The sequence below is a fragment of the Niallia sp. FSL R7-0271 genome, from assembly GCF_038005785.1.
GTDB lineage: Bacteria > Bacillota > Bacilli > Bacillales > Cytobacillaceae > Niallia.
This window is the reverse complement of sequence record NZ_JBBOTZ010000001.1, coordinates 205,909-229,051: the sequence shown is the minus strand read 5'-3', so window position 1 is coordinate 229,051 and position 23,143 is coordinate 205,909. Positions and strand designations below refer to the sequence as shown.

The 23,143-nt window shown below is 38.8% G+C and carries 26 protein-coding genes and 1 other annotated feature (1 of these 27 cut by a window edge); of the genes, 5 read left to right on the top strand and 21 right to left on the bottom strand.

What is annotated here, in order from left to right:
* Position 1 precedes the first annotated feature (1 nt).
* The 12 genes from MKX82_RS01275 to MKX82_RS01220 all read right to left on the bottom strand — a co-directional run bounded on the left by MKX82_RS01275 (position 2) and on the right by MKX82_RS01220 (position 9,006).
* Entirely contained in the window at positions 2 to 937 is a 936-nt protein-coding gene (locus MKX82_RS01275; protein ID WP_341074593.1) for an NAD-dependent epimerase/dehydratase family protein, read from the bottom strand.
* Between the two features lie 2 nt (positions 938 to 939).
* Positions 940 to 2,148: a teichuronic acid biosynthesis protein TuaC gene (tuaC, locus tag MKX82_RS01270; RefSeq protein WP_341074590.1), complete on the bottom strand. Its 1,209-nt coding sequence runs from the start codon at positions 2,146 to 2,148 to the stop codon at positions 940 to 942.
* Positions 2,149 to 2,404: 256 nt separating this feature from the next.
* Positions 2,405 to 3,061: a sugar transferase gene (locus tag MKX82_RS01265; protein WP_233316858.1), complete on the bottom strand. Its 657-nt coding sequence runs from the start codon at positions 3,059 to 3,061 to the stop codon at positions 2,405 to 2,407.
* A 292-nt stretch (positions 3,062 to 3,353) separates the two neighbouring features.
* Positions 3,354 to 4,781, bottom strand: a complete 1,428-nt coding sequence (lmr(B), locus tag MKX82_RS01260; RefSeq protein ID WP_233316935.1) for a lincomycin efflux MFS transporter Lmr(B) — start codon at positions 4,779 to 4,781, stop codon at positions 3,354 to 3,356.
* 58 nt (positions 4,782 to 4,839) lie between these two features.
* A complete protein-coding gene (locus tag MKX82_RS01255) occupies positions 4,840 to 5,415 on the bottom strand; it encodes a TetR/AcrR family transcriptional regulator (protein ID WP_233316857.1) in 576 nt (191 codons plus the stop codon).
* A gap of 141 nt (positions 5,416 to 5,556) precedes the next feature.
* Entirely contained in the window at positions 5,557 to 6,357 is an 801-nt protein-coding gene (locus MKX82_RS01250; RefSeq protein WP_237940558.1) for a DUF4097 family beta strand repeat-containing protein, read from the bottom strand.
* Positions 6,357 to 6,908 (bottom strand): HAAS signaling domain-containing protein, encoded by a 552-nt coding sequence (locus MKX82_RS01245; RefSeq protein WP_341074585.1) that lies wholly within the window; start codon positions 6,906 to 6,908, stop codon positions 6,357 to 6,359. The genes MKX82_RS01250 and MKX82_RS01245 overlap by 1 nt, the downstream gene beginning before the upstream one ends.
* On the bottom strand, positions 6,901 to 7,224 hold the full coding sequence (locus tag MKX82_RS01240; RefSeq protein WP_233316854.1) for a PadR family transcriptional regulator: 324 nt from the start codon (positions 7,222 to 7,224) through the stop codon (positions 6,901 to 6,903). Before MKX82_RS01240 ends, MKX82_RS01245 begins: the two co-directional genes overlap by 8 nt.
* Before the next feature lie 154 nt (positions 7,225 to 7,378).
* Positions 7,379 to 7,618: a helix-turn-helix domain-containing protein gene (locus MKX82_RS01235; protein WP_233316853.1), complete on the bottom strand. Its 240-nt coding sequence runs from the start codon at positions 7,616 to 7,618 to the stop codon at positions 7,379 to 7,381.
* Positions 7,615 to 7,773 carry a YvrJ family protein gene (locus MKX82_RS01230; protein ID WP_233316852.1) on the bottom strand — a complete coding sequence of 53 codons (159 nt, stop codon included), beginning with the start codon at positions 7,771 to 7,773 and terminating at the stop codon, positions 7,615 to 7,617. Before MKX82_RS01230 ends, MKX82_RS01235 begins: the two co-directional genes overlap by 4 nt.
* Positions 7,770 to 8,378 (bottom strand): sigma factor-like helix-turn-helix DNA-binding protein, encoded by a 609-nt coding sequence (locus MKX82_RS01225; RefSeq protein WP_233316851.1) that lies wholly within the window; start codon positions 8,376 to 8,378, stop codon positions 7,770 to 7,772. The genes MKX82_RS01230 and MKX82_RS01225 overlap by 4 nt, the downstream gene beginning before the upstream one ends.
* Before the next feature lie 181 nt (positions 8,379 to 8,559).
* Entirely contained in the window at positions 8,560 to 9,006 is a 447-nt protein-coding gene (locus tag MKX82_RS01220; protein WP_237940557.1) for a hypothetical protein, read from the bottom strand.
* A 409-nt stretch (positions 9,007 to 9,415) separates the two neighbouring features.
* Here MKX82_RS01220 and MKX82_RS01215 point away from each other — a divergent pair, with 409 nt between their 5' ends.
* Positions 9,416 to 10,108 carry a metal-dependent hydrolase gene (locus MKX82_RS01215; protein WP_233316849.1) on the top strand — a complete coding sequence of 231 codons (693 nt, stop codon included), beginning with the start codon at positions 9,416 to 9,418 and terminating at the stop codon, positions 10,106 to 10,108.
* 39 nt (positions 10,109 to 10,147) lie between these two features.
* Here MKX82_RS01215 and trhO read toward each other — a convergent pair whose 3' ends face one another.
* Together trhO and MKX82_RS01205 are read right to left on the bottom strand one after the other, a co-directional pair.
* Positions 10,148 to 11,128 (bottom strand): oxygen-dependent tRNA uridine(34) hydroxylase TrhO, encoded by a 981-nt coding sequence (gene trhO / locus MKX82_RS01210; protein WP_233316848.1) that lies wholly within the window; start codon positions 11,126 to 11,128, stop codon positions 10,148 to 10,150.
* A 202-nt stretch (positions 11,129 to 11,330) separates the two neighbouring features.
* Positions 11,331 to 12,269 carry a DMT family transporter gene (locus tag MKX82_RS01205; protein WP_341074580.1) on the bottom strand — a complete coding sequence of 313 codons (939 nt, stop codon included), beginning with the start codon at positions 12,267 to 12,269 and terminating at the stop codon, positions 11,331 to 11,333.
* A 198-nt stretch (positions 12,270 to 12,467) separates the two neighbouring features.
* Here MKX82_RS01205 and MKX82_RS01200 point away from each other — a divergent pair, with 198 nt between their 5' ends.
* Entirely contained in the window at positions 12,468 to 12,938 is a 471-nt protein-coding gene (locus MKX82_RS01200; RefSeq protein WP_233316846.1) for an Lrp/AsnC family transcriptional regulator, read from the top strand.
* Between the two features lie 102 nt (positions 12,939 to 13,040).
* Here the strand turns inward: MKX82_RS01200 and MKX82_RS01195 are convergent, their stop codons facing one another.
* The 3 genes from MKX82_RS01195 to MKX82_RS01185 all read right to left on the bottom strand — a co-directional run bounded on the left by MKX82_RS01195 (position 13,041) and on the right by MKX82_RS01185 (position 15,061).
* Positions 13,041 to 13,322 carry a hypothetical protein gene (locus MKX82_RS01195; protein ID WP_341074579.1) on the bottom strand — a complete coding sequence of 94 codons (282 nt, stop codon included), beginning with the start codon at positions 13,320 to 13,322 and terminating at the stop codon, positions 13,041 to 13,043.
* Positions 13,291 to 14,631 carry a PTS sugar transporter subunit IIC gene (locus MKX82_RS01190; RefSeq protein WP_233316844.1) on the bottom strand — a complete coding sequence of 447 codons (1,341 nt, stop codon included), beginning with the start codon at positions 14,629 to 14,631 and terminating at the stop codon, positions 13,291 to 13,293. Before MKX82_RS01190 ends, MKX82_RS01195 begins: the two co-directional genes overlap by 32 nt.
* Before the next feature lie 130 nt (positions 14,632 to 14,761).
* Positions 14,762 to 15,061, bottom strand: coding sequence for a PTS sugar transporter subunit IIB (locus MKX82_RS01185; RefSeq protein WP_233316843.1), 300 nt, complete (start codon positions 15,059 to 15,061; stop codon positions 14,762 to 14,764).
* Between the two features lie 227 nt (positions 15,062 to 15,288).
* Here MKX82_RS01185 and MKX82_RS01180 point away from each other — a divergent pair, with 227 nt between their 5' ends.
* Complete coding sequence (locus MKX82_RS01180; protein WP_237942198.1) at positions 15,289 to 16,026, top strand: MurR/RpiR family transcriptional regulator; 738 nt, start codon at positions 15,289 to 15,291, stop codon at positions 16,024 to 16,026.
* A 46-nt stretch (positions 16,027 to 16,072) separates the two neighbouring features.
* Here MKX82_RS01180 and MKX82_RS01175 read toward each other — a convergent pair whose 3' ends face one another.
* From MKX82_RS01175 to MKX82_RS01165, 3 genes are all read right to left on the bottom strand, one after another.
* Positions 16,073 to 17,098 carry a DUF3231 family protein gene (locus MKX82_RS01175; RefSeq protein ID WP_233316842.1) on the bottom strand — a complete coding sequence of 342 codons (1,026 nt, stop codon included), beginning with the start codon at positions 17,096 to 17,098 and terminating at the stop codon, positions 16,073 to 16,075.
* A 111-nt stretch (positions 17,099 to 17,209) separates the two neighbouring features.
* Positions 17,210 to 17,746 (bottom strand): GrpB family protein, encoded by a 537-nt coding sequence (locus MKX82_RS01170; RefSeq protein ID WP_233316841.1) that lies wholly within the window; start codon positions 17,744 to 17,746, stop codon positions 17,210 to 17,212.
* 22 nt (positions 17,747 to 17,768) lie between these two features.
* Complete coding sequence (locus MKX82_RS01165) at positions 17,769 to 18,308, bottom strand: recombinase family protein (RefSeq protein ID WP_233316840.1); 540 nt, start codon at positions 18,306 to 18,308, stop codon at positions 17,769 to 17,771.
* A gap of 153 nt (positions 18,309 to 18,461) precedes the next feature.
* Here MKX82_RS01165 and MKX82_RS01160 point away from each other — a divergent pair, with 153 nt between their 5' ends.
* Positions 18,462 to 19,925 (top strand): SulP family inorganic anion transporter, encoded by a 1,464-nt coding sequence (locus tag MKX82_RS01160; protein WP_341074568.1) that lies wholly within the window; start codon positions 18,462 to 18,464, stop codon positions 19,923 to 19,925.
* Positions 19,926 to 19,959: 34 nt separating this feature from the next.
* Here the strand turns inward: MKX82_RS01160 and MKX82_RS01155 are convergent, their stop codons facing one another.
* Complete coding sequence (locus MKX82_RS01155; protein WP_341074566.1) at positions 19,960 to 20,841, bottom strand: SMP-30/gluconolactonase/LRE family protein; 882 nt, start codon at positions 20,839 to 20,841, stop codon at positions 19,960 to 19,962.
* 148 nt (positions 20,842 to 20,989) lie between these two features.
* Here MKX82_RS01155 and MKX82_RS01150 point away from each other — a divergent pair, with 148 nt between their 5' ends.
* Positions 20,990 to 22,882, top strand: coding sequence for a terpene cyclase/mutase family protein (locus MKX82_RS01150; protein WP_445738822.1), 1,893 nt, complete (start codon positions 20,990 to 20,992; stop codon positions 22,880 to 22,882).
* Positions 22,883 to 22,968: 86 nt separating this feature from the next.
* Positions 22,969 to 23,143 (top strand) — a binding site (T-box leader) (it continues 71 nt past the right edge of the window).

Sequence of the window (23,143 nt, the reverse complement as noted above, 5' to 3'; positions counted from 1 at the left end):
GTCATTTTGTTCCTTGGAGCATACTCCTTGTAAAAACTAGCGTTTCCTTTAACCCCGTTTCCAAGCTTGTTTGCGGGACCCAATTTAATACATCCAATGTTTTTTGATTGCAAAGAGTGCTGTGCAGAATATCCCCTGGCCTTGCAGCTTGATGCTCTGCTTTTAATTGGATATCACCAGCCTTGACCATTGTCTCCCATAATTCATTGACCGTAATTTTGGTTTGAGTGGAGATATTTACACAAATATTCCCTTGCGCCTCCATCGCTTTAACATTAGCCTTTGCTACATCCTTTACATAAATGAAGTCCCTTGTTTGTTCGCCGTCTCCAAATATAACAGGTGCTTTTCCTTCAGCTATCTTGTCAGCAAATATAGAGACAACCCCGCCTTCTCCTTTCGCGTCTTGTCGTGGACCATAAACATTGCTGTACCGAAGGATGCTGTATGGCAACCGGTAAAACTTATAAGCCATTTGCAAGTAGCGCTCAACAGTCAGCTTTGTTAACCCATACGGAGACTCAGGCATTGTAGGGTGATCTGTCGTAACAGGCAGAAAATGCGGATTTCCATAAACAGCAGCCGATGAAGCGAATACTATTTTTTTTATGGATGCTTTAATGCCTGCTTTAATGACGTGCAGTGAACCCTTTACATTAACATTTTCATCGTGCAATATATCATGTACTGATTCAGCTACACTTACTTGGGCAGCCTGATGGATAATATATTCCGGATTTAATGATGATATAAAATCAATGCAGGAAGGATCGGTAATATCATAGTCATAGATTTTAATAGGAAGATGGCTAATATTTCGATAATGACCTGTAGTGAAATTATCAACTACAATCACTTCATAATTATTTGCTAATAATTCTTCGACAATATGGGAACCAATGAATCCTGCTCCACCTGTTACAACTGCTCTGCTCATCCTTAATCCCCCTTAATGCTTAATGAAGCTTTGCCTTCATTCCATGCCAGTTTCCGATAGCGTTTTTCCAAGACTTCAGCATTTCTGCCCACATGGAAGTTGTCTTGTACATATTGAAGCAATTGATCCTTAATAATAGGAAGGTCATATTTTTCTGAATGATAGTCCAATACTCTTTCAACAATGCTGTCAACGGACTTTGGCTTAATAAGCAAATGATTGAACTCGCCGAACAAGTCGGGTACCCCGCCTACTGCTGTACAAATAACTGGCACTTTCATAGATATTGCCTCTATGACAACAGTCGGCATCCCTTCCGAATAAGAAGGCAATGCAAATATATCACTTGCCTGCAAGTAATCCTTCACTTTATCATTGCTAATTTGGCCAGGAAGAAACAGCCTTTTTCCATATTGTTCATGCTTTTTTAAATCATCCATTGCAGGGCCATCTCCGACTAAGACAACTGCCATATTTTTTGGCAGTCGGTTAAGACTTTCAGCAAGTTCATACACGCCTTTCTCCTTTACAAGCCTTCCAATAAAGGTAATCAGCTGTTTGTCAGAAGGCAGCTTAAGCTCTTTTCTTACGTTCTCCTTCGGCAATGCTGCAGCCTGAAATCTAGAAAGGTTTATCCCAATAGGGAGAACAAAGCTATCCCTGCCTGTCTTTTCCTTTGCTGCTAGAGCAAGATGTCTTCCGATTGATATCACTTCATCGGCAGAGTGAACAGAGCGCTGAAATGCTTTGTTGGCACTTCTGCTAAAAGCAGGATAAATATGCACATCACTTCCATGCAGTGTTAAAAGCCATGGTTTCTGCAGCTCTTTTGAAATAATATGAGCAGCGCCTCCTGACGGCATCGCAAAATGTGCGTGGATCGTATCAAATTGCAGACTTTTGTCTTGGATCGTCTTTAGAATTGCCTTAGCAATTCTCTTGTCCGGCTGTGCCCATCTGAGCTGCCCTGGAAGTGCTCTATAAATCGGCCTATAAACCTTCACTCCCTCTCGTACTTCATAAAACGGCAAAGTTTTGCGCTTATATGTTTTCTTTAACGCTCTTAAAACGGTAGGGTTTTGCGGAGTTGGGCAGATTACCGTTATCTCTAACCCTCGTTTTTTCAAAGCTTGAACCTGTGTTTCATGGAATACCCCATTGCCAGGCTGTTCTTTACTCGGATAAACACTCGTAATCCATAGAATCTTCATGCTTCTCTTCCTTTTACATTTATTTAGCTAACTGGAAATAAAGCATATTAACGAGCATTAGACTCATAATCACTACACTTTCATCTGAATCCAGCTCAAAAAACCTGGTAGGCAAAAACTAGCTTTAGAAACATACTAAAAAGCAGGAACAGCAGACACAATGCTTTAAGCTGGGACTGTTGGTCCAACTTCGCTTAAAACTATGGCAATGTTAAAATCTGCTCATTCCTATGCTTAACTCTTTAGATACGGTCAATTAGCGCGCGCCTTCACCTGTAACCAATACCTTTACTGTTTTCAGCATAATCTTCAGTTCAAGCTTAAACGTCAAATTTGAAATGTACTCAAGATCATACTGAAGTTTTTCACGAGGAGTAATTTCATATCCTCCGCTTACCTGAGCAAGTCCAGTCAAACCAGGTCTTACTGCTAGCCTTTTCGCAAAACCAGGAATCTCACTGTCAAACTGTGCAGTAAAGACTGGTCTTTCCGGACGCGGACCAACAATAGACATATCTCCTTTTAAAACTGATAACAGCTGAGGAAGCTCGTCTATTCTAGTTTTTCTCATGAAATGACCAACTTTCGTAACACGCGGGTCATTTGCTTCGGCCCATTTAGCGCCTTCCTTTTCGGCATCATTGTGCATAGAGCGAAGCTTTATTAAATTAAAGTAATTTCCGTTTTTTCCAACGCGCTGCTGTATATAAAATGGGGAGCCTGGGCTCTCTAACACAACTAGAATTGCGAAGACAGCAATAATCGGTATTGCTAAAATTAGCCCAACGCTTGCCAGCAGCAGATCCAAACACCTTTTTGTATACAAGTAGTATTCTGCTTCCTTTGGTACAGAGAACTTTTCCCCCTCGACAATGGTGTAATCGTGGTAGATATTAAAGCTCTTTTCACGCATATATTGTCACCTCGTAGACTGTTTATGTGTATTTTGAACCTTTGTGTCAAGTATAGAATGAGATTGTATGGTAATCGTTTAGGGAAAATTAAATATTGGTAAATCTTTGTAAAGACAGTTTTAATATTTAGGAGAAAAAATGCTCTTGCTTTGATGCTGCTTAGCAAAATAGCAGTTTTAGAGGATTTGTTGCCGGATGCTAGCGCGGTATTTCGCCAAAGTTCTTCAATATTCTCGAAATTCTAAGCACAAAAAAACAGCCTGCATTTTTCATACAGACTGTTTTTTATGATTAATGTTTTGGATTTACTCTTTTTATTACGAGACTGCAAATAAATCCGATTATTGCTACAATCAGTGCAAAAGTAAAGGCACTTTGTACACCTGAAGTTAATGCAGCAGGAATATTAGCAGGGTCCATAGGGTTGCTTACCCCTGCCAGGAAGTTCTTCTGACCAGAAGCCAATATAGATACACCAACTGCTGTACCAATCGCTCCTGCAACTTGCTGTAATGTGTTCATAATCGCTGTACCATCAGGATATAATTGAGGTGGCAGCTGGTTTAAACCATTTGTTTGTGCTGGCATCATAATCATGGATACACCAATCATTAAACAGCTGTGCAGCACGATAATCAGCGCAACTGTTGATGTTGTTGTAATTCCTGTAAAGAACCATAGAACAACTGAACATAGGGCAAGACCTGGAATGACGAGCCATTTTGGTCCATATTTATCAAACAATCTTCCCATCACTGGTGAAAGGAATCCGTTAATTAAACCTCCAGGCAACAACAGTAGTCCTGCTGTAAAGCTTGTTAAACCTAAACCGCCTTGCAGATACATTGGAAGAAGAAGCATCGTAGACAGAATAAGCATCATAGACATGAAGACTAAGATAAGTCCTAAGACGAACATCGGGTATTTAAATGCTCGAAGATTAATCATTGGCTGTTCCATTTTAAACTGACGAATGGAGAAAAGAATAAGTGAAACTACACCTACGATTAGAGAGACAATTACAACCGGGCTTTCCCAGCCGCCTGAATGGTCTCCGCCTTCTCCAGCACTGCTGAAGCCAAATACAATTCCGCCGAAGCCTAATGTAGACAAGATAATCGATACTATATCAATTTTCGGTTTTGTAACAGTTGAGACATTTTCCATATAACGAATACCGAACAATAAAGCAAATACTAGAAACGGCAAGGAAATCCAGAAAATCCAATGCCATGTCAGATTTTCAATAATCAAACCAGAAATTGTTGGCCCAGTAGCTGGAGCAAACATAATAACAAGCCCGATCATTCCCATTGCTCCTCCCCTTTTCTCAGGAGGGAAAATCAGCAAAATCGTGTTAAACATTAGCGGCAGCAGCAACGCTGTTCCGACAGCCTGCACAATTCTTGCCACTAATAAAAATTCAAAGGTTGGTGCAAGTGCAGCAATTAGTGTTCCTAATATAGAGAAACTTAATGATGCAAAGAAAAGCTGTCTAGTTTTAAACCATTGCAGCAATAATCCTGAAATTGGGACTAAAATACCCAATGTAAGCAAAAAGCCTGTTGTCAGCCATTGAACTGTTGTCGGCTCAATATTAAAAATAACAATTAAATCATTCAATGCCATATTTAAGGCAGTTTCACTGAACATACCTATAAAACCGGCAATCAAGAAAGAAGTTACGATAGGCAATGTCTTAAATTGCCTTCCTTCCATTCCCTTCCCCTTTACCGCGTCCATATTCATTTCCATAAAAAATCCCCTTTCATCTTTCTTAACATTCTTGTGACAGCAGCTTTGGAAGCTTATCTGCAACAATTCTCATCGGCTTTCCTGATTGCTTTGTTAAGCACAGGACGATGGCTCCTTCTATCATAGAATTGATAAGTATACTTAAATCTGCAGCCTCTTCAGCAGAAAATCCGCTTTCCTTAAGCTTTTCTGCATATACAGCTTGCCATTTCTCGAAAGTCACTAAGCAAGTCTTTCTAATTGGCTCACATGTCGACGCTGTTTCTGACGCTATAAGTCCGATTGGCATTCCGTGTATGCTTTCCTTCTTGTCAAAATCAGCAGCGATTTCATTGATATGCAACTGAAATGCTGTTATTGCGTCGTTGACGGAAAACAGAATATCCTTTGTCTTCTGCAACAGCACATTTTCTGTATATTTTATTGCCTCTATTGCTAATTCCTCTTTACCACTAGGGAAATAGTAATAAAGTGATCCCTTTGGTGTATTGCTCTCTGCAATAATCTGATTCAAGCCAGTTCCATAATAGCCTTGAATCTGGAATAAGCGAGAGGCAGTCTCTAGGATCAACTCACGAGTGTTCCCCTTTTCACCCAAGCTCATATCCTCCTTAGGAAAAATTATAACGATTGGTCTATATAAAGGTAATTCTGTAAACGGTTACTTGTCAACTGCTTTTTTAAATAAAAAATCACATAAAAAAATAAGCCCTTTTTTCCTGAAAAAAGGGCTACTCTTTTAATTTACCTCTATATCTCCATTATTTGTTTTTAATCTTATCTTATACTCACCATCACCGAAGATTACATTAGAATTGGCTTGCTTAAAAATTTCAATATCCCCATTATCTGTTTCTGCACTTATGTTAGCATTTTCTGGTTCCTTCTCTGCTGTTATGGAGATTTCGCCGTTGTTTGTTTGTAATTGTATATCCTGATTTAATGCGCTTGCGTTCAATTCAATTCTTCCATTGATTGTTTTTCCATCGATTTCCCCTGAGACATTATCCAACTGAATTCTTCCATTAGAAGAGTCTGCCTTAACTGTTTCTGCAGTTATATTTGCCAATTCCAGACGGCCGTTTGCTGTATGGAGCACAACTTCTCTTGAAGACAACTCTGTCATTTTTATCCTGCCGTTTTTAATATCTGCTATCATGCTGGCATATTGTTTCTCCGGCAAGTACAAATCTAAGCTAAGCTCACTGTCCCCAAATAAGCTCATTGGAATAAGCTGATGTCCTTTTTCCTTTAATATCACTTTAAGTTTATTGCTTTCAACTTCTGCTGAATAATTCAATTCTCTATTTCCTCTTTTTGTTCCCGATAGCTGAACATAAGCTGAAGACTCTTGTATTGGATGAATTTCAATTGCAGCGTTATCTGCTGAAATTTCCACATGCTCAAAGTTATTGCTTTCTATTACTTTTCTTTCATTCAAATCAAATTTTTCTGCACTTTGTTTATAGGTGGCTAGACTGCCAATCAGTCCAATCACAAGCAAAACTGCTCCAGCCCACAGTAACTTTCGTTTGTTCATTACTTGATGCCTCCTTTAACTAATGCTGTATTGAATGAAATATAACGGACGAAGCCGTGCATAAACCATTTTGTTATCCATTGCATCCCTACAAATAGCATTAAACCAGCTCCACAGTAGACAAAGGATAAAAACCATTCAAAAAGATCAAAGGAACTTCCAAAAAGATTGTTAAGAAGAACGAGAAGCGGAGTACTGATGCCGGCAATGCTTACAGCCCAGCCAGCTAATATAACACCAACAAGCGCAATAAACGGACCTAACACAATGATGATATTAAAGAAGCTCAACCCAATCACCGCCCATACTGCCCGCATAACATTTCCAGCTGTTTGAGCACCCTTAGCATTTTCAAGGTGGTAATTGGCAAGTATTTCTTTTGCCAGCAATTTTGGTGATCCTAAAGAAGCAGCAATCTCGTTCTCTGCTTTGCCTTCTTCGATTCCAAATTGGAAATGCTCCTCGTAATCATGCAATATCTCTTGTTTTTCCTTACCATTTAAATCCTTCAGTAACACAGACAGTTCCTTTATAAATTGATCTTTATTCATCACTAGCACCTTCTTTAATTAAAGTATCAACACCGTCTCTGAATTGTTGCCATTCACTAAGTAATGTTTGGAGATATTCCCTGCCTTTTTCAGTAAGCTTGTAATATTTTCTTGGAGGGCCTTCTGTAGATTCTTGGAGGTAGGTTGAAAAGTATTCTTCTTTCGTCAACCTTCTTAACAGCGGGTAAACAGAGCCTTCTGATATTTCGATCTGATCAGAAATTTTTTGAACAAGCTCATATCCGTACCTGTCTTGTTTATCAAGCAGAACAAGAACACAAAGCTCAAGGACTCCCTTTTTAAATTGGACGTTCAATTACAGATCTCCTTTCTTTTAGTACTATACAATGAACAGTACTGGTCTTTGATTAATAATATAACACCACCTACTGTTCAATGCAAGGTACTGATTAATACTTTTTTAAAAAAAGTGCTCCTTTGCTATCTGGCGAAAGGAGCCTTTTATCTTATTATTTGATTTTATTGATTTTGTCTCTAAATTCCCAGAAGCCTGGGATATTATCTAAATCATATAGCTGAATGCATTTCATTAACAGCATTTTCAATTCTTGTGAGAGATCATCTTGTTCATTAGGGGAAGTATATTGGACTGCTTTGTTCAACTTTGGTTCAAACATCTCTATCACTTCTTCTAATGCATCCTTGTTAATCTTCGACTCTTTTACTAACGAATATAATGTGGCCATCATCCATTTTCCTTTCCTTCTTCCGTCCTTTTTGTCAGCTCTTTTCCCAACCGTTCAAGCTTTTTATCAATTCTTAATAACAGATATATAGAAACACTCACCGGAAATGCGTAATTGCTTACAATTGTCATCCATTGCGTCAAGTCTCCAATACTCATCGTCTATAATCCTCCTTTTTTTGGGCCATATAGCTGTATATCCTTTGCAAAGCTTTTTGATGGCACTTCGACACATATTGCTGGCTTTTTTGGATCACCTCCGCTATCTCTGTATCATTGAGCTTCTTAATATAAGCAAAATAGAGAACGGTCTTTTGGGAGTCAGACAGTGATTGTATTGCATCATAAAGTAAAGGATCAGCTATATATTCAGAAATGCTTTCCCGAATTCCCTCCCTTTCTGCATATGCTTCCAAATTTGCATTCCTATCTTCCATTCTGTCTTTATGCGTCCTACCATCTTCTGTTTCAGCGTCCAATAACAAAGGATATCTGTTTGCATAGAGCCTTTGCTTCCTATGAAAATTTAATGTGCTAAAATGTATGGAAGAGGAGATATAGGACGTGAACCGAATCGTAAAATAATACTTTTTAAACGCTTCATCTAAATTTTCTTTGTTTTCTTTAGAAGGATAACAAACAGCGTCGGCAAACAGCTTAAAATGACCCTTTTCCCGTAAAAAACCTTGTACAATTGTATTTCCCATAAATTCTTTGTTCTCTTCTATAAACCTTTTCAATCCATTAACAGATTCCTCACACATGATTAGCACCCCCTAAAAGGAACGTATGTTCTGTTTTTAGTGTAAAAAAAGGGACTAACTCGCATTAGCCACTTTCTTATTATAACATATCCTTCCATGAACGAATTTCATCAATCTTTCCTCCTCTATATAATAAAGAAAGATTTCTTGAAAAAATAACAACCTATTTATAAAAATTTTATTAGAGGACTGGTTTAAATTGTAATTCAATTGTAAATTGTACATTATTCTTATCCTCTTCTACATTAGTGATAATCCAGTTTTTTGCTATATTTTTCGATAAAGCCTGGTAGTCTTCACGTGATAGCATAAATACTCCAAGCACTTCTCCCTTATCCTTAAAATCTTTGCCCTCAGCCAAACCAAATTTAAACAGCAAGTATCTTTTTAACGTCCCTTTTGTTAAAAATGCAATCTCATAATTGCCTCTAAGCAGCTGTTCCACTTTTTCCTTTTTATCATGAAAATAAGAGAAAAGCGTTTCCCAATCTGGAAGTCCCTTGCCAAACTCTCGAAAGAAATCAATATTCCCCTTATTTAGAGCCTCAAGTATTTCCTCATTGCTGTATCCTCTGCTTTTGACCTGTTCAATCATTAATGCGTAATTTAAAGCCACCTTCTCTGCCATTTCCCGAATCCCCCTTATTCTGAAAAATAGTTATATTCTAATTTTTCCACTACACTAATTATAAAATAATCTTGTCAGGAGTTGAAATGATAGTGTTTAAACACTTTATTTCTTTTAGCCTTGCATTGAATACCCGATTGGTCAGCCAACAAGAAGCTACCCATTATGTAGAAAAAAATTTGTTCACATACAAATCTGCCAAGAACATGATTTTCTTAAGAAACAGATACGTTAATTATTTAGTGCATCAATTTCCTCAGATTAACGGCTCATTATAATATATTCCTGACAAAAGAAAAACAGTCTAGCTGCTAACAAGCATATTGCTTGGCAAAATCGGCTAAACTATTCTAATCTAAGTAGTGAAAATCAAAGCGTCATTATTGGAAAGAAAAAAAAGGGAGATGGTATGATGAAGATTACCTATCACGGACAATCAACTATTGTAATTGAAGCAAATGGAAAATCACTTATTATTGATCCTTTCATCAGTGGAAACCCAGCAGCTAAAGTGAAAGTGGATGATATTAAGGTTGATGCTGTGCTATTAACACATGCTCATGGAGATCATATTCTAGATGCAGCACCAATCTCCAAAGCAAATAATGCACCAATTGTTGCTATACCTGAATTGGCTGCATACATGTCCTGGCAAGGCGCCGAGACAATCGGAATGAATATTGGCGGCACATTAGATTTACAGTTTGCCAAAGCGAAGATGACACATGCATTTCACAGCTCTGGTATCATTGATGAAGAAAACAAAAATATTCTTTATGGCGGCATGCCTGCTGGATTCGTCATTGAGGCAGAAGGAAAAACGATTCTTCATGCTGGTGACACAGGCCTTTTTGGAGACATGAAGATTATTGGCGACAGACATGATATCGATATCGCATTCCTCCCAATTGGCGATCACTATACAATGGGACCTGAAGATGCTGTGCTGGCTGCAGAATGGTATAAAGCGGATTTAATCATACCTATCCATTACAATACTTTCCCAGCTATCGAACAAGATGGAGATGCCTTCGTAAAGGCGCTAAAAGACCGCGGTATTAAAGGCAAAGTCCTTCAGATTGGTGAAAGCATCGAATTGTAAAATACAAAAAGAGGATGTCCTTAAGACATCCTCTTTTCATTAAGCTAAATTGCCAGCATGGTTTGCTTCCCACTCAGCAATTTCTTTCACTCTTGCTTCCACTTGTTCTGGTGTAAGGTCATGTGCTTTTACATAAAGGTTTCTTGAATGTGTACGGCACTCATGACTGCAGCTCTTCATGAACTTCTCTTCATTTTCAGGTGAGCAAAGAATTTTTCTGTTGCATTCTGGGTTTGCACAGTTCACATAACGCTCACATGGTTCACCAGTAAAGTAGTCTTTACCTACTACTACATTCTCGACTCTGTTAACTGGAACACTAATTCGTTGGTCGAATACATAGCATTGGCCATCCCAAAGCTTACCTTGCACCTCTGGATCTTTACCGTATGTTACGATACCACCGTCAAGCTGTGATACATCATCAAAGCCTTCGCGCTTAAGCCAGCCTGAGAATTTCTCACAACGCACGCCGCCTGTGCAATAAGTCAGGATTTTCTTTCCTTCTAGCATTTCACGGTTGTCTTGAATCCATTGAGGTAATTCCCGGAATGTTTCAATTTCAGGTTTAATTGCTCCTCTGAAATGACCTAAGTCAAACTCATAGTCATTGCGGGCATCAATAATTACGGCATTAGGATCCTGCATTTGTTCCAGCCACTCAGCTGGTTTTAGATGGTTTCCAGTTAACTCCAACGGATTAACATCATCTTCAAGACTTAAGTTTACCAATTCTTTTTTATGACGCACATGCATTTTCTTGAAAGCATGTCCCTCTTCTTCGTCTATTTTAAAGACAGTGTCTGCAAAACGAGGGTCTTTTCTCATTGCCTCGATATACTTATCAGTCTGTTCAACTGTACCAGATACCGTACCATTAATTCCTTCTGATGATACAAGAATACGTCCCAACAAACCTAGCTCCTTACAAAAAGCTAAATGTTCGCTAGTGAATTCTTCTGGGTTCTCAATAGTTGCATATTTATAGTAAAGAAGTACTCTATATGGTTTTTCGCTCATTATTTCAACATCCTGTTCTATACAAATTTATTAACATATATTTAACTATACAATAAAAGTGATAACAGTAAAAACTCATTGCTCACTTGCTAAATCCACTATGAAGAATTTTAGAACAAACAAAAGGAGACTCCAATTATGAAATCCCCTCTTGCTTATGTGTACTTATTATTATAGTAAATTTCCACTAAAATAGAAAGGGCTACTTTTTTCCATGGACGAAATTTCTCGATTTCTCTTCATTAATTACTATCGCACTCTTTTTTAAAGTAAGCTGTGGAGGCTTTTTAAGCTTCGTAAAAAGAATACAGCCCAGGATAACGACAAGGCTTCCTATAACCTGCATCCAGCTCCATTTCTCATGCAAAAATACAGACGCCAGCACAGCCGTAAAGATTGGGTTGAAATTAAGGAACAGCCCTGCTTCTGTAGCACCGAGTTTTTGTACGCCGATATTCCAAAACACCATACAAACGACTGTTGAAACAACACCGGTATAAAGGATGGATACCATGAAGGAAACATTGAATTCTGTGATTGAAAAATCAGCTGCATTAAATGGCAAGAGCAGAACAACACCGATTGCTCCAGAAAAAAAGGTGGCCATCAGCGGTGATGTTTTTTGCATTGCCCACCTGCTGCACACAGAGTAAAGCCCCCAAATGCATACTGCTCCCATCATATATAAATCTCCTTTGTTAAAGCGTAAATCTAATAACTGACTTAAAGTACCTTCTGTTAGTACAACAAGAACTCCAGAGAAGGACAAAAGCATGGCAGCCATTTGCCAGCTATTGATTTTTTCCTTCAATAAAAGAAAGGAAAACAGCGCAATAGAGATTGTATTTAATGTTGAGATTAAACCTACATTGCTAGCTGAAGTATATTCTAATGCCTGAAATTGCAATAGATTAAAAGCAGCTACTCCTGTCAGACCCATAAGGAATAAAGGCAGCAATGCAGCTTTAGGCGGAATCAATCTTTGTTCTCGTTTCCAAATAATCGGCAACAGACAGATAACAGCAAGCGCCCACCTTAAGCTTGTCAGTGTTGCAGGCGAAGCATGCCCAACAAGAAATTTGCCTAAAACAAAATTCCCTCCAAATAAAAAGCTTGTGATCAACAGAAATACATACGGCATACAAACAACTCCTTCAAGCACAAAGTTAGAAATTTCTTGTTAATATCGTATCACCGTACCTTTTAAAACGATATAAAATTCTGTATAATGCAATAAATACAAAACTTTCATATTTATTTTTCGATTTTACCGAATTTTATAAAGAAGTGTACTGATTTTTACAGCAGAATCAGAATAAAAGAAAGGCAGGTTACATTTATGGAATCCATTGTTCATAAAGTGCTCGATTCGGTTGATATTACTTTATTAGATTTATTGCAAAAAAACGCCGCTATTTCCAACGCCGAGCTTGCTAAACTCGTTAATTTATCTCCTCCAGCCACACATGCCCGCATTAAGCGCCTTGAAAAGGAGGGATTTATCGAGAGGCATGTGGCAATCTTGAATCATAAAAAATTAGGGTTTGATTTGTTATGCTATATTTTCATTTCGACTAATATCCACCAAGAGGAAGCTATTGCAGAGCTTGAAGGTGTGTTAAGCAGTATGGAGGAAATATTGGAATGTCATTGTTTAACAGGAGAGTACGACTATTTGTTGAAGGTTGCCAATAAAGATACAGGTGGATTAGAGAGCTTTATCAAGAAGCTGAATAAACTTGGCATCTCCAAAATAAATACCAGCCTTGCCCTAAGAGAAATAAAATCCTCTACGGTCCTGCCGATTTGATAAAGCTTCAGAGACACTCTGTGCCTTTAGTTGTTTAATGAAGCAAATATTGTTATAAAAAAAGAAACCTCTATTATAAATAGAGGTTTCTTTGCTTATTTATTAAAAGGGTTCATCTATTGCCTTAACTGTAAAATGGAGGGCGCATCCATATTTGGACTGCTTAAAAACATTCTCTAAATGCTTCTTTGTTTCATGGATTGGCAGCAATGTATGCACCTTGACGTCAGCCTTTATTCTGCTTGATTGCTCCACATATGTGGACACCCTGCTGTCTTGGTAGCCCTCAAAAAAATCCTTTATAAATTTAATCTGCCCACAGTAGAACTCAATTGTATATTCGTTCATTTTCTTACGCGGACTTCTCCGAATCGCTAGAGACATTGTTATCAGCAGCTGCTTTGTTTGCTGCCATTACAAATGGAATATAAATAAGTGTTGAGACAGCCAGGCAAACAAAGCCGATAACTAATGCAAGCCAGTTTCCTCCTGTGCCTAAGAATGCGATCAGCGGACCTGGAGTCGTCCATGGCACAGAGTACGCAATTGGCGGAATTAAGCCAGTCACAATAGCAGCATAGCCTATGATAATGTTCACGGCAGGAACCAATATGAATGGCAAAATCAAAATCGGGTTTAACACGACCGGTAAACCGAAAATGACAGGTTCATTAATATTGAATAATCCTGGAGCAATCGATAGCTTGCCGATATCTCGGTAATCCTTCCGTTTAGCGACGATAAATATCGCAATCAATAAACCTAATGTCATCCCTGAACCACCATAGTTAGCAAAGGCATCATTTATTGCCCAAGTAACAGGATATGGTGCTCCCCATGCCGAACCATGTTCTGCCACATAGTTCAAGTTCTCTAGACCTGCTTCTGCAAACATAGCCTCACGAATAGCAGCAATCGTGTTTGGACCATGAATCCCAAATACCCATAAAAGGTTAGAGACAATTGCCAAAATAACAAGTGAGAAAATATTAGTGCCCAAATGCTTTAGCGGTGTTTGAATTACTGCATAAATGAACTCATGCAGGCCTTTCGGATAAAAGGCATTGATGATAGCGTTCCCAACTGCGAACACTACAGTAATAATAATGATCGGGAACAGCACCTTAAAGGACCTGGCAACAGCAGGCGGGACAGATGCTGGCATATTAATCTGCAATTTCTTTGACTTGGAAAGCACACTGAAAAACTCACCGACAATCAAACCAACTATAATGGCAACGAAAAGACCTTGGGCCCCTACCCACTGTGTAGTCAGGAAGTTAGTTCCTTCAACAGCCGTATATGGCGGATAAATAATAAAGAATGTAGATAATGCCGTCAAGCCGCTCAGCAGTTCATCTGCTTTAAGCGAAATTGCCATATTCCTTGCCACTAGAAAGACGATAAACATAGAAAGAATATTCGTCGATCCATTTAGGACAGGGGAAAAGACTGCTTGTAAATCTGCTAAGCCAGGGAACAGCTTGTGAAGAAACAGTATTTTTGCAATAAACCCATCTGGCGCCAATACAGCGAAATTGAGCAAAACGATAAGTGAACCAGCTAACGTAATCGGAAATGATAAAATGAATGCATCGCGAATTGCTACAATATGTCGCTGTGAGTTCAGTTTAGAGGCAACTGGCACCAAAGCCTTCTCAGCAAATTTTTCAAAATTAGCCATAAAACCCATAAGTTACTCCCCCTATTAATATATAATTCTTCCACCCTTTAGATGAAGAATTTGTTTGATTAGGCAATGGGTGTAAATTCATGCTGTACAGGAGGTCTTGCCTGATCTTTTTCTCTTTGTAAGCTGCTGATTACAGCAGCTCAAGTGCTCTTTCTAAAACGGCTTTCCCATTCATCGTTCCATATGCTCGCATGTCAATTACCTCGACGGGAACTCTGCCTGCGATAATGGATTCCACCTGCGGTTTCTGGTATCTTACCTGCGGGCCAAGCAGCACCACATCAACCTGATCTGCTACGCTTTGGCATTCTGAAACAGGCAATGCAAATATCTCGATACTTACCCCTTTTTCCTCTGCTGCATCCTTCATTTTATTGACTAAGAGACTTGTAGACATCCCTGCTGCACAAACTAATAACAGTTTTTTCATTATGAACCCCTCCAGATATTTTTTCTTTAACCTATCTAGGTTTTGTTAACTCCTCCTTAAATTGTATTGTATACGCTTTCATTTATTAATCAATATAATTTAGATACTTAGATTTTTGTTTCAATTTGTGGAAATTGTTTCAATTATGGCACATGTTGTTTTATATTTATATTGTGGATTGAAATCATTGCTGGAATAAAAACAGATCCTATTAGGAGGAGATTAACCTGTTTACAAAAGAAATGGTCCAAACATTCAATGAATTGGAAATGATTCTTTATAACTTCATTACGAAAAACAGCGATAAAGTCATTTATATGCGGATTAGAGAGCTGTCCGATCAAACCCATGTATCCACTTCCAGCATCTTGCGTTTCTGCAGGAAGCTTAACTGTGATGGCTTCTCAGAATTTAAAGTAAAGCTCAAGCTATATTTGGACAGAAATGAACAAGAAAATCTGAAATCTACTCAATACTATCTCTCCGAGTTTTTAGAACGAACGCTAAAAGGAAATCTTGAGTCCGATATTCAAAAAATGGCAGAACTCGTGTTGCGGACTGATAAGATTATTTTTGTAGGTACAGGAAGTTCAGGCATTTTAGCCGAATATGGTGCAAGGTATTTTTCCAGTCTTGGAAAATTCTCCTCCTTTATTAAAGATCCATTTTATCCAATAAACAGCAAGGATTTAAAAAACAGTACATCCATTATTCTTTCCGTTTCTGGGGAAACTGACTTCACTCTTAACTTGGCAAATCAACTGAAAGTAGAAGGTTCCAATATTGTCAGTATTACTAATAGTAAAAACTGCCAGCTTGCCAGGATATCAGATATAAATATTGCCTATTATGTGACAGAAGTATTTCTCGGGGATTCGAATATTACATCCCAGATGCCGGTTATGTACATATTGGAAGAAAGCGCTCACATTATTCAAAAAAATTTAAAGAAACCTGCGCCTTAATATGATAAAAGACAGAGCTTTTATGTATAGCTCTGTCTTCTATCCTTCATCTCTGTTCTGATTTTTTGTTTTTAATGAGGTTTTCACGATCAGCTGTTGCTGGAGGCTGCTCCAGCCAAGCGTTTTTAATCATGATATTTGCTCCTGCTTTTGCATACTGTGCTATTTCAAAGGAAAGCCGCTCATAATTAACGGCAAGATCGCTCCTTTGGCTGGCGCCAGCTGCTGCTGCATAGTTACCGATTCCAGAAGCACTTAGTAGAGACATATGAAACATCATTAACTTATCAGAAAATGTCTTGTTTGTGGACTCCGTAATCCCAATATCGGAAGACATAGGACTCTGTATATTCCCCTCAATTAACGTATCAGCAAAGATTTTCACATGTTTTTGCGAGATATCCTTTCCTCGCATCATATAATCCTGAACATCTTTGTCATTAGATGTTTGTCCGAATGCAAGGCTGATTTTATAACCGATATTATTCGTTTGGGTATTCAGAAACAAATGTGAAATCTCAATGGCATTCAAAGGGCGTTTTTTATGAAAAAGATTCAAACCGCTTAAGTAGCTGTTACTGTCAATATAATCATTTTCTGAAGGCGGGATTATGTAAGGTGAGCGAACCAGCATCCCTTTTTCCTTTAATGCATTATTCGTTTGGTTATAAAGCTTGGCAGTTTCGCTTAAGGTTGTTGTAAAGTGCTGGATGATATCTTCCCGAAAACTCATTGCAGTGAATCCGCTGTATGCAAGCATACCTGCTTTTGCCATATGATTAATATATTGAAGGGAGAAAGTGTCCGTAAACAAAGCAGGAGCTGCTAAATTCACATCTTTGTCTGTAAACCCATACGGCTGTGCAAAATTTTCTTCCTGAAAGATTTGTTCAAGCTTCTCTACCTCCTTGACAGAGATAACAAGTGCTTTGTCTATCGCATCTGCAATCGTTTGATCGGTTATGGAGTTACTCATATGGCTAAGCACACACTTGGACATGGTGTTATTCATATAAGAAGTCCATAACGAAGCAATCTCTGTTGAAGTAAGCTCAATATTCTGTTCTGGCATGATGATCCTCCCACGAATGTTGATATTCCTTATATTCTCCTTTTTATTTGTTTTTATCAGCAATTGTCAGATAAATACTTGTGAGGAATTTGTGCCTAACGAATAAAATTGTTACTGGAAATGGAGGTTTGATTTTCTGAGGTTAGCCCATTTTAAAGCCTTTTGTTCCAAAGATGCTGCGGCATCATGTTTGCCGTTTATATATGCCTGTATATCAGCAGGATATTTTTGGGAGAGTTTTTCTTTTAAATCACCGTACTTCTCGGCTTCCTCCTTGTTAGCACGCAAAAAATCCCTAAATGCTAGATGACGGAAAATCTCTGGACTGCCAGCTTCATAAATATGAACATGATGTGTCCTTTCATCGCCGCCTTTTTGAAAATATCGCCTGCCAGAAATTCCGTTTTCTCCCTTTGCTTCATAGCCGATTTCAATCATTTTCCCATTATAGCTGTCAATATTATGTATATTTATTACAATGGGCATAATGTCAATGATTGGTTTAGCTTTCATACCTCGTATGCTTGTGCTCCCTATATGGTGGATTTCCAGCAACTCTGCTTCAAATATATGCTGAAGAAGTTTTTTCTCTGTTTCAAATAAAACACGCCACTCATTGCTGTATGGGCACACTTCCACTTTCCTCATACATCAAGCTCCCTTCTTCGCACTAATTTTCTAGATAGCGGTATAGAGTTGATTTACTTATGCCTGTAGATTCTTTTATTTCCTTTAGACTATATTTTTTGCTTTGATACATTTTGATGGCCTTTTTTACATTTTCATCTGCTTTTCTTGGCCGTCCTGTGGAGATGCCTTTTTGTTTTGCATATTCCATTCCTTTTTTTGTCCGTTCACTGATAATTTCATTTTGAAATTCCACTAAATAGCCGACCATTTTCCTTAGGGAGTATTCCTTCTTTGCTTCTGTGTCAATTTCCTCATATATTGCTTGCAGGTAGACACCTTTTTGTTCTAGTATTTCCAGCAGCTCAAATAGATGCCTGCTAGAATCAGCTAGCGTAAATAATCTGGATACAACAATCTTGTCCCCTTCATTTATTTGCTCCAGCATCTGAGTAAGAACCGCTCTTTTTTTAGCAGATGAATGCTCCTCCCGGACTATACTACCGCAGATGTCCTTAAGCATTTGCTCCTGCTGCTGACAATCTTCATCTTCCTGAGATGGCCTCATATAACCTATTATCATCTTTTTCGCTCCCTTGTCATTTCTGCTACTAACCATTATAGATAGGAAAATGAGTTTTGTAAAAAAACTTCCCAATATATATTCCCTTTTGGGAATAATTCTGTTACACTTCTCCTTATTGAACTACTGCGATAAAAAATTGAGGTGAACATTTTGATAGAAAAAATAAAACGAGAGTGGTTCTTCAATGTACGAGCTGATATTCTTTCAGGCATCGTCGTTGCATTGGCCCTTATTCCTGAGGCAATCGCTTTCTCGATTATTGCAGGAGTCGACCCGATGGTAGGGTTGTATGCTTCCTTCTGTATTGCAATCATCATCTCCTTTGCAGGCGGTAGACCTGCGATGATTTCCGCAGCAACAGGGGCAATGGCATTGCTGATGGGACCGCTAGTAAGGGATTACGGTCTGCAGTACCTCTTTGCAGCAACTATTTTGACAGGAGTATTTCAGGTGCTTTTTGGAGTATTTAAAATTGCTAAGCTGATGAAATTCATTCCGAGAGCGGTTATGATTGGATTTGTTAATTCCCTTGCCATCCTAATTTTTATGGCACAAGTTCCTCATTTTATTGGGATCTCTAATATGACTTATCTTTTTGTCGGCATAACATTATTAATCGTTTATATATTGCCTCGATATGTCAAGGCAGTGCCGGCACCGTTAATTGCAATCATCGTTTTGACAGCAGTAGCAATTTTTGGTCATATCCATGTTGAAACAGTTGGCGATTTAGGAAATATTACGCAAACCTTGCCGTCCTTCTTGATTCCGGATGTACCATTTTCATTTGAAACTTTAGCTATTATTTTTCCATTCAGTATCGCTATGGCGATTGTAGGTTTACTAGAATCACTTCTTACTGCAAGCATTCTAGATGATGCAACAGATACAGACAGCGATAAGAACAGAGAAGCTAGAGGACAAGGAATTGCCAATTTTATCACTGGCTTTTTTGGCGGTATGGCTGGCTGCGCTATGATTGGACAGTCTGGAATCAACGTAAGATCAGGAGGCAGGGGCAGACTTTCGACCTTTGTTGCTGGTGCATTTTTAATGTTCTTGATTATTGTGCTGGGAGATCTAGTTGTCCAAATACCAATGCCTGTACTTGTTGGCATTATGATTATGGTCTGCATCGGTACATTTGACTGGTCTTCCTTTAAATATGTAGTAAGAGCTCCTCGAACAGACGCAATTGTTATGGTTGTTACAGTAGTTATAGTCGTTGCAACACATGACTTGTCAAAAGGAGTAATTGCAGGTGTTATCTTGAGCGCGGTGTTCTTTGCTGCAAAAATATCTCATCTGAAAATAAACAAAGAGCAAACAGAAAAAGAGTATAAATATTTTGTGCAAGGACAATTATTTTTTGCTTCTGTTGACAGCTTTATTGCAGCATTCGATACATCTGAGCAGAACAAGCAAATTTCCATTGATTTCTCTTCAGCTCGTGTTTGGGATGATTCTGCTGTAGGAGCAATTGATAAAGTAGTCCTTAAACTTAAAGAAAATAATAATACAGTCAGCATTAACGGCCTTGATTCGGCCAGTAAGAAACTCGTCGATAAGCTGGCCATTTTCCAAAACCCTGATGCTAATCCTTCAGGTCATTAAAAAGATTCATGGCAATTGCCATGAATCTTTTTCATTATCCGCCGTAATAATTACCAGGCAGACCTTTTATGTCCATTTTGCATGTGAAAAGTGCCCCTGACAGCGGGTATTTTTCCAATTCCTCTGAAGTCATTCCTTCTTGAGCTGTAGTAATATAAAGCTCATTTAATTCTTCTCCTCCAAATACACAGGAGGTAACGTTTTGGGCTGGCACTTTAATTTCATCTATTTTTTCGCCACTATGAGGATTCCACCTTGATACACGCGCGCCACCCCAATGAGCAATCCACAGCATCCCCTCTTCATCTATTGTCATACCATCAGGAAACCCTTCTTCATTTGAAAAATCAATAATAGCCACGCTATTGTCAATATTGCCTGAATGAACTTCATAATCGAATCGGTATACCTTTTGCACAGGGGTATCAATCAAGTATAGGTACTTGTTATCCAATGACCAAGCCAATCCATTAGATATGCTTAACTTATCAAGCTTTTTTGTAATCGTGCCATCCTTATCCAAACAATATAACGCGCCTTGCTCCATCTCGTCCTTTGTGCTCATCGTACCTGCCCAAAATCGACCTTGTGCGTCACATTTCCCATCATTAAACCTGTTATTAGACAAATGCTCTTCTGGATCAAAAATCGGTTGAATCTCACCGTTTGTAAGATCGACATAATGAAAGCCATTTTCCAAAGCAGCTATTGCTCCCTTTCCGCTGTTCGCCGGAATGACAGCACTGACCTTCTCAGGAAGCTCTAATTCCTTATTTTCATTGTCAGCTGGATTATACATGCAGATTTTTTTGTTATTAATATCAACCCAATAAAGCACATTTTCCTTGTGATCCCAAAACGGTCCCTCTCCTAAGGCAGCATTTGCATCTACTGCAAGCTTTAAATGATGTACCATACAATTCCCTACTTTCTAACTTCGTATTTTCTTTTCCTATACCTCGATTCCTTTGTCTAGAAACTGCTTTCATCTATTCTTTTTGCCTTTGTATTCACGATACTGGGGATGAGATGCATACCTTATGTATAGATAATCAAGATTTGAGGTGATTAACTTGAAAATAGCAGATATTGAAAACGAAAAAAAACACAGAATTGATGAGTTTGTAAAGCTACAGCATAGCGACGGGTCTTTCCGCTTTCGCTTTCAAGGCAGTTTAATGACAGATGCTTTCTTTATCATTACATGCAGAGCGTTGGAAATTAGTACGGAGGAAGATAATATTAAACTTCTTGCCACATCCTTAAAAAATTCCCAGCATAAAGAAGGCTATTGGAAAGCATACATAGATGCACCGAATGGGCATTTATCTGCGACAATCATTGCGTATACGGCCCTTTTATACTCTGGTTACGCTAAGCAGACAGACGACAATATGATAAAGGCAAAGTCCTTTATTGTTCAAAACGGAGGGATTTCCAAAGCCCATTTTATGATTAGATGGATGCTCTCTGCCAACGGACTGTATCCATGGTCCCGAATGGTTTATGTTCCAATGACCTTTTTACTTTTGCCTTCCTACCAGCCTGTTAATTTCTTTCAGTTCAGTGCCTATGCTCGCATTCATTTCATCCCTATGCTGCTTGCATCCAATAAAAAATTTGCCGTCCACACTAAAAACAAGCCTGATTTAAGCGACCTGTACGGAAGAAGCGAGGAAATGTTCAACCCGATTGCTCATTTGGAGGCTGAAAGATCACCACTGTCATTTGTTTGGAAAGAAATAAAACAAATTGGAAGATGGCCTGCTTACCTCCATCAGCTCGGATATTATTATGCGGAAAAATATATACTTGATCGGCTTGAAGAGGATGGTACACTTTACAGCTATGCTAGTGCAACTTTTTTTATGATTTACGGCCTGCTTTCCATTGGCTATCGCAAGGATTCGCCGGTTATTAAAAAGGCAATATCAGGATTATCCTCCCTGATTGACAAAAAAGGAGAAAACGCCCACTTGGAAAACTCAACAAGCACCGTCTGGGACACAGCATTAACAAGCTACAGTCTCCAAGAAGCAGGCTGCTTGCCTGACAGTCCTGTTATTAGGAAGTCTGTTAACTATCTCCTTAAAAAACAGCATACAGCAGCGGGAGACTGGAAAGTCCATAATCCAGATACAACTCCTGGAGGCTGGGGCTTTTCAGATATTAATACAAACAATCCAGACAATGACGATACATCGGCCGCTTTGCGAGCTTTAACTAGAACAGCTCTTCTAAATACGAATGTTCATAGCTCCTGGCAGCGCGGAACTAACTATCTCCTTTCCATGCAAAACAGCGATGGAGGCTGGGGTGCATTTGAAAAAAACACTGATTGGGAGATTCTTCAGCATGTTCCTATTGAGAATGCAAAGGACGCTGCTGTTGACCCGTCTACAACAGATTTGACGGGCAGAGTACTTGAATATTTAGGTCGTTTTGCCAAACTTCAACAGAAACACCCTCATATTAAGTCAGCTGCGCGATGGCTAATAGACAATCAAGAAAAAGATGGTTCTTGGTATGGCCGCTGGGGTGTCTGTTATATATATGGAACATGGGCTGCTATCACTGGTTTAAGGGCAACCGGAACAGCAGCAAGCGACCAGAGCATAAAGAAAGGCATCAAATGGCTGAAAACTATTCAAAGAGAGGATGGAGGTTGGGGTGAATCTTGTCATAGCTGCGAAAAGCGCCATTATATCCCTCTTCCCTTTAGTACAGATTCCCAGACAGCATGGGCACTTGACGCGTTAATTGCTGCAGGAGAGTGGAAAAGCAAGGCTGTAACAAAAGGGATAGAATTTCTCTTAAAGGGCATGAAGGATGAACGCAGCCTCACCTACCCTACAGGTATAGGTTTGCCTGGGCAATTCTATATTGATTATTATAGCTACAGCAAAATCTTCCCCCTGCTAGCCATTTCTCATTACTTGCAAGCAACTAAATCCTAAACCGCTCATATACTAAAATATCAAGAATCAATTACCTTGAATTAAGGTATAATAAGTGATATTATATACAAAACATTCCAGAAACTTATAAATCGATGAAGAGAACAAGTACGTCATGCATGAACTTATAAGCGAGCCGGAACTGGTGGAAGCCGGCAAGGGATTCTGACGGAAAAATCATCTCTGAGATGCAAGGCTGAATATTTAAAGTAAGCCTTGACGGGATTTCCCCCGTTAAAAAGGAACGCGTATGATAGTACG

Excerpts from the sequence above, each read along its gene's own strand:
- MKX82_RS01275 (WP_341074593.1), bottom strand. The coding sequence starts at position 937 with ATGAGCAGAGCAGTTGTAACAGGTGGAGCAGGATTCATTGGTTCCCAT.
- tuaC (WP_341074590.1), bottom strand. The coding sequence starts at position 2,148 with ATGAAGATTCTATGGATTACGAGTGTTTATCCGAGTAAAGAACAGCCT.
- MKX82_RS01265 (WP_233316858.1), bottom strand. The coding sequence starts at position 3,061 with ATGCGTGAAAAGAGCTTTAATATCTACCACGATTACACCATTGTCGAG.
- MKX82_RS01250 (WP_237940558.1), bottom strand. The coding sequence starts at position 6,357 with ATGAACAAACGAAAGTTACTGTGGGCTGGAGCAGTTTTGCTTGTGATT.
- MKX82_RS01245 (WP_341074585.1), bottom strand. The coding sequence starts at position 6,908 with ATGAATAAAGATCAATTTATAAAGGAACTGTCTGTGTTACTGAAGGAT.
- MKX82_RS01235 (WP_233316853.1), bottom strand. The coding sequence starts at position 7,618 with ATGATGGCCACATTATATTCGTTAGTAAAAGAGTCGAAGATTAACAAG.
- MKX82_RS01230 (WP_233316852.1), bottom strand. The coding sequence starts at position 7,773 with ATGAGTATTGGAGACTTGACGCAATGGATGACAATTGTAAGCAATTAC.
- MKX82_RS01225 (WP_233316851.1), bottom strand. The coding sequence starts at position 8,378 with ATGTGTGAGGAATCTGTTAATGGATTGAAAAGGTTTATAGAAGAGAAC.
- MKX82_RS01220 (WP_237940557.1), bottom strand. The coding sequence starts at position 9,006 with ATGGCAGAGAAGGTGGCTTTAAATTACGCATTAATGATTGAACAGGTC.
- MKX82_RS01215 (WP_233316849.1), top strand. The coding sequence starts at position 9,416 with ATGATGAAGATTACCTATCACGGACAATCAACTATTGTAATTGAAGCA.
- trhO (WP_233316848.1), bottom strand. The coding sequence starts at position 11,128 with ATGAGCGAAAAACCATATAGAGTACTTCTTTACTATAAATATGCAACT.
- MKX82_RS01205 (WP_341074580.1), bottom strand. The coding sequence starts at position 12,269 with ATGCCGTATGTATTTCTGTTGATCACAAGCTTTTTATTTGGAGGGAAT.
- MKX82_RS01200 (WP_233316846.1), top strand. The coding sequence starts at position 12,468 with ATGGAATCCATTGTTCATAAAGTGCTCGATTCGGTTGATATTACTTTA.
- MKX82_RS01195 (WP_341074579.1), bottom strand. The coding sequence starts at position 13,322 with ATGTCTCTAGCGATTCGGAGAAGTCCGCGTAAGAAAATGAACGAATAT.
- MKX82_RS01190 (WP_233316844.1), bottom strand. The coding sequence starts at position 14,631 with ATGGGTTTTATGGCTAATTTTGAAAAATTTGCTGAGAAGGCTTTGGTG.
- MKX82_RS01185 (WP_233316843.1), bottom strand. The coding sequence starts at position 15,061 with ATGAAAAAACTGTTATTAGTTTGTGCAGCAGGGATGTCTACAAGTCTC.
- MKX82_RS01175 (WP_233316842.1), bottom strand. The coding sequence starts at position 17,098 with ATGCCAGAACAGAATATTGAGCTTACTTCAACAGAGATTGCTTCGTTA.
- MKX82_RS01170 (WP_233316841.1), bottom strand. The coding sequence starts at position 17,746 with ATGAGGAAAGTGGAAGTGTGCCCATACAGCAATGAGTGGCGTGTTTTA.
- MKX82_RS01165 (WP_233316840.1), bottom strand. The coding sequence starts at position 18,308 with ATGATAATAGGTTATATGAGGCCATCTCAGGAAGATGAAGATTGTCAG.
- MKX82_RS01155 (WP_341074566.1), bottom strand. The coding sequence starts at position 20,841 with ATGGTACATCATTTAAAGCTTGCAGTAGATGCAAATGCTGCCTTAGGA.